Source organism: Henriciella sp., from assembly GCF_049649345.1.
In the GTDB taxonomy this organism is placed as follows: Bacteria; Pseudomonadota; Alphaproteobacteria; order Caulobacterales; family Hyphomonadaceae; genus Henriciella.
Genome location: NZ_JBARZC010000359.1, coordinates 1 through 4,861, shown reverse-complemented (window position 1 = coordinate 4,861; position 4,861 = coordinate 1). Strand labels below are relative to the sequence as shown.

Annotated in this window: 5 protein-coding genes; 3 read left to right on the top strand and 2 right to left on the bottom strand. The window is 60.7% G+C overall.

Annotation, left to right across the window (positions count from 1 at the left end; genetic code table 11):
- Positions 1-17 precede the first annotated feature (17 nt).
- Positions 18-1,571, top strand: coding sequence for a GNAT family N-acetyltransferase (locus tag WA989_RS09915; protein WP_424340339.1), 1,554 nt, complete (start codon positions 18-20; stop codon positions 1,569-1,571).
- A complete protein-coding gene (locus tag WA989_RS09910; protein WP_424340338.1) occupies positions 1,568-2,869 on the top strand; it encodes an MFS transporter in 1,302 nt (433 codons plus the stop codon). Before WA989_RS09915 ends, WA989_RS09910 begins: the two co-directional genes overlap by 4 nt.
- Here the strand turns inward: WA989_RS09910 and WA989_RS09905 are convergent.
- Both WA989_RS09905 and WA989_RS09900 read right to left on the bottom strand, forming a co-directional pair.
- On the bottom strand, positions 2,834-3,253 hold the full coding sequence (locus WA989_RS09905; protein ID WP_424340337.1) for a PaaI family thioesterase: 420 nt from the start codon (positions 3,251-3,253) through the stop codon (positions 2,834-2,836). The two genes, WA989_RS09910 and WA989_RS09905, sit on opposite strands and share 36 nt — an antisense overlap.
- On the bottom strand, positions 3,250-3,756 hold the full coding sequence (locus tag WA989_RS09900) for a PaaI family thioesterase (protein ID WP_424340336.1): 507 nt from the start codon (positions 3,754-3,756) through the stop codon (positions 3,250-3,252). Before WA989_RS09900 ends, WA989_RS09905 begins: the two co-directional genes overlap by 4 nt.
- Positions 3,757-3,855: 99 nt before the next feature.
- Between WA989_RS09900 and WA989_RS09895 the strand changes: the two genes are divergently transcribed.
- On the top strand, positions 3,856-4,861 hold a 1,006-nt coding region (locus WA989_RS09895), incomplete at its 3' end, for a flavin-containing monooxygenase (protein ID WP_424340335.1).

Genomic DNA, 4,861 nt, shown 5'->3' with positions numbered 1-4,861 from the left:
TTTCAGAAGGGGGTTTGATGCCCAGCCAGAAAAACAAGGCATCCGTAATCGTGCGCAATGCGACGCTGGACGATGTCCCGGCGATCGCTGCGCTTGTCGTGAAGGTCTATGGCCGGCCAGCCGATGGCTACACGCCGGGCATGCTGCGCGGGCAGATTTCGTCCTTTCCGGAGGGCCAGTTTCTCGTCGAATATGACGGCGAGGTTGTCGGCTATGCGGCAAGTTTCCTGATCGCCGAAGAGCTTGCGCTGACCCCGCATGACTGGATCGAGATTACGGGCAATGGCTACGCCGCCCGCCATGACCCGGAAGGTAACTGGCTCTACGGCATGGAAGTTTGCGTCGATCCCGAGATCCGCCGCACCCGCATCGGCCAGCGGCTCTACAATGCGCGCCAGCAACTCTGCGAGGACTGGGAGCTACAGGGTATCGTCTTTGGCGGACGCATGCCGGGCTGGTACCGCAAGCGCAAGGCCTATCCGGACCCGGCCGATTATGTCGCTGCCGTCAAAGCCCAGAAGATTACCGACCCGGTCATCCGCTACCATCTGCGCGCCGGCTTTGAGCCGATCGGCGTGCTGAGAAACTATCTCGAAGAAGACAAGGATTCAGGCGGCCACGCGACCCACATGGTCTGGCGCAATCCTTATGCTGAAGACCTGAAACCCCAAAGCAAGGTCTCCTATTCCCAGAAGGAGCGCGTGCGCGTCGCGACCGTCCAGGTGCAGATGCGCGCGGTCAAAAGCTTTGAAGAATTCATGAGCAATGTCGAATATTTCGTCGATGTCTGCTCTGATCGGCGCGCCGATTTCGTCGTCTTTCCGGAGCTCTTCACGCTGCAGCTTCTGGCCTTCGAGAAGCGGAAGCTCTCACCGGCAGAATCCATCGAGGCGCTGACCAAATACACGCCTCGCTTCATTGAGGAGATGCGCAATCTCGCCATCTCCTACAATATCAACATCATCGGCGGCTCCCACCCGACGCGCACCGATGACGGCGACATCCAGAATGTCGCCTATGTCTTCCTGCGCAATGGCTCTGTCCACGCGCAGGAGAAAATTCATCCGACCCCGGATGAGCGCCACTGGTGGAACATCAAGGGCGGCGACACTGTCGATGTCATCCCGACCGATTGCGGGCCGATTGGCGTCCTCATCTGTTACGACTCCGAATTTCCCGAGCTCGCCCGCCGCCTCACCGATGAGGGCGCGCGCATCCTGTTCACGCCCTTCTGCACCGACAGCCGCCAGGGCTATCTGCGTGTGCGCTATTGCTGTCATGCGCGGTGCATCGAGAACCAGCTCTATGTCGTCACCTCCGGCTGCACCGGCAACCTGCCAAATGTCGAGAATATGGACATCAATTACGCCCAGTCCGCCATCCTGACGCCGTGTGACTATCCATTCGCGCGCGAAGGCATCGCGGCTGAAATCGCAGAGAATGTCGAAGCGGTCGTCATGGCGGATCTCGACATGTCGGACCTCTCCTTCGCGCGCTCTGAAGGCACGGTGCGCAATCTCCGGGACCGGCGCTTTGATCTCTACCGCGTCGCCTGGAAGAATGGCGGTTGAGCCTTCCGGCGCTCAGCGAGCACAAGCCAGCGCGGCTTGGCAGCCTGACGCTGCTCTACGCCGCCCAAGGCGCGCCTGAGGGTCTTCTCTATATCGCGATCCCGGCCTGGTTCGCTTCGCAAGGCATCAGCCCTGAAGCGATTGCCGGCTATATCGCGATCATCTTGCTGCCGTGGAGCTTCAAGCTCTTCAATGGCGTGCTGATGGACCGGTTCACCTGGCTGCCCATGGGACGCAAGCGGCCGTGGCTGATCATCGCCCAGCTGATCCTTATTGGGAGCCTGGTCTGGTTCGCAAACCTCACTGCGCCGACGGAGGTGCTCTACTGGTTCGCGGCCGCAGGCTTTGCGGTGAACTTTGCGGGCGCGTTCCAGGACGTCTCGATTGACGGCATGGCCATCGACATCTTGAGCGAGGAAGAGCGCGCCACTGCCAATGGCCTGATGTGGGGCGGCAAGACGCTTGGCACGGCAGGGTTTGCCTTCCTGACGGGCAAGCTGATCAGCGATCAGGGCCATGCGCTGGCCGCTTATGTCACGGCAGGCTTTGTTGCGCTCGTCATGCTGGCGCCGCTTCTCCTGCGCGAGCGGCCGGGCGAAAAGCTGTTCCCGTGGAGCCGCGGAGAGGCCTCGCCGCTCAACCGGGAGCGCCAGCTACAAAGCTGGTGGCCGCTGCTGAAATCGGTCGCCATCGCGATGGCGAAACCGGCAAGCCTCCTGCTGGGTGCAGGCATCCTGATCGCCTTTGCCGCCTATGGCATCAAGACCGCCTTCTCCCCCTCCCTCGCTGTGCAGGAGCTTGGTTGGGGCCGCGAGGTCTTTACCGAAAGGGATGCTCTGGCGGACCTCATCGGCGGCTTGTTCGGCATCTTCGTTTCAGGCTGGCTGGCCGACAGGATTGGGCCGATGAAAGCGCTCGGCGGCGCGCTGATCGGTATGGCGCTTCTGAATGGCGCGGCCGTTCTGTTCTGGTCTGAAGGCGGGGTCTATTTCGGCTATTTGCTCGCCTATAGCGTGCTCTTCGTGCTGATGTCGGTCTGCACCTATGCGATCGCCATGGGCCAGTCGCGCGGCACGGTGGCAGCGACGCAGTTTTCCATCTTCATGGCCTTGCTGAACTTCGGCACCAGCCTTGGCGCAGCGCGTCTGGAATGGCTGCGCGACATGGGCGGTTACAGCGCAGCCTTCGCGGCCTGCGCCGGTCTCAGCCTGATCGCGGTCGGGTTCTACATCGCGTCTGTCCGCTTCGCCGGACAGGTGCCATCAACTGTCCTCAGCGACCAGGAAATGCGCCTGTAGCGCCGTCACGATCTTCTTGCGGTCCTCGCCCTGCCAGGCTTCGGCGCGCACGCTCGCCATTCGCCGGCCGAGCTTGTGCACCACCGCCGAGGCGAAGAGATCCTCGCCCTTGGCAGATCGCAGATAGTCGATCGTGATATTGATCGGCTTGGCCGGACGCTGCATCTCAGACTGAAGAAATACTTCGGCCATCGCAGTCAGTTCCAGAAAGGCACCCGTGCAGCCGCCATGCAGGGCATTAATCGCCCTGTTGCCGAGGAATTTCTCCTGAAAGGGCAGCGTTGCGATCATTTCGCCATCCTGGAGCTCGCACTGCATGCCGAGAAAGCGTGCAAAGGGCGTGCGATCAAGGAAGGCGGTCAGCTCATCGAGACGCTCTGTCATGACGCGTCCCCGATCGCTTTGCTCGCCTTTTCGATCGCCGCATTCCCGCTCGCCCAGCGCGAGATATCGTTCAGCGCGAATGTGCCTGCCGCTGTCGCAATCACCTTGTCGCGGCTCTCATGATAGGCCCAGGCATGGGTGAAAGCGACATTGCGGGTCACGTGGTAGCACTCGGCTTCGGCGAGGATATCGCGGCCTTTCTCGGCCGGGCGCATATAGTCGATGCGCAGGTCCAGCGTCGCCATGGATTTCGGCTTTTTGAGCGCTGTATTGATGCAGATCCCGCACAGATTGTCGAGCAGCGCGGTCAGCACGCCGCCATGGATGACGCCCGTCTCAGGATTGCCGACAAGGTCTTCGCGCCAGGCCACTTTGGCGAAGGCCTTGCCCTTTTCAATGCCTGTCAGTTCAAAGCCGAGCGCCTGCGCCCAGGGCACCGTCGTCATGATTTGTGAGGCGTGCTGCCGGATCAGTTTCAGCATCATGTCCTGATCTTCAGCCATTCGGCCTCCTGCTTACGCGGCGTTAAAATTGACGATCGTGCCGGTGTCGATACCATCCAGCTGCAAGAGCGCAAATGACTGACGCAGCGGGAGGAAGACATGGCATTCGACGGGGAAACAAAGGGCAAGGCCTGCATCATCGGCGCGGGCTGTTCAGGTTTCACCATGGCCAAACGGCTTCGCGATTACGGCATCCCCTATGACTGTTTCGAGATGTCGGACAATATTGGCGGCAACTGGTACTATAAAAACCCGAACGGGCTCTCCTCCTGTTATCAGAGCCTGCATATCGACACATCGAAATGGCGCCTCGCCTTTGAGGATTTCCCGGTGCCCGAAGACTGGCCGGACTTTCCGCATCATGCGCAGCTGCTTCAGTATTTTAACGACTATGTCGACCATTTCGGCCTGCGCGACACCATCACCTTCAACACCAAGGTCGAGACCGCGACCCGCAAGGATGATGGCAGCTGGGATGTGACAATCTCATCCGGCGAGACGCGCAATTACCAATGGTTGTTCGTCGCCAATGGCCATCACTGGGACGCGCGCATTCCGGACTATCCGGGCGAGTTCAACGGCTACCAGGTCCACTCGCACAATTATACAGACCCGTTCGAGCCTTATGACTTCCGCGGCAAGCGGGTGATGATCGTCGGGGCCGGCAATTCGGCGATGGATATCTCGTCCGAGCTCTCACAGCGCCCGCTCGCCGAGAAGCTCTTCATCTCGATGCGCCGCGGCGTCTGGGTCCTTCCGAAATATGTCAATGGCCAGCCCGCCGACAAGGCCGTCCTGCCGAACTGGCTGCCGACCGGCATCGGGCGCAAACTCGCCCGCAAGATGATCAAGAAGACGATCGGAAATATGGAGGATTATGGCCTGCCGAAGCCCGATCATGAACCACTCGACGGGCACCCGTCTGTCTCAGGCGAGTTCCTGACCCGGGTTGGCTGCGGCGACATCACGCCGAAAGGCGCGATCGAAAAGCTTGATGGTGACGGGGTCGTCTTCACGGATGGGAGCCGCGAAGAGATCGACGCCATCATCTGGGCCACCGGCTATAATGTGACCTTCCCCTTCCTCGACGAGCCAGCCCTGAAGC

Excerpts from the sequence above, each read along its gene's own strand:
- WA989_RS09915 (WP_424340339.1), top strand. The coding sequence starts at position 18 with ATGCCCAGCCAGAAAAACAAGGCATCCGTAATCGTGCGCAATGCGACG.
- WA989_RS09905 (WP_424340337.1), bottom strand. The coding sequence starts at position 3,253 with ATGACAGAGCGTCTCGATGAGCTGACCGCCTTCCTTGATCGCACGCCC.
- WA989_RS09900 (WP_424340336.1), bottom strand. The coding sequence starts at position 3,756 with ATGGCTGAAGATCAGGACATGATGCTGAAACTGATCCGGCAGCACGCC.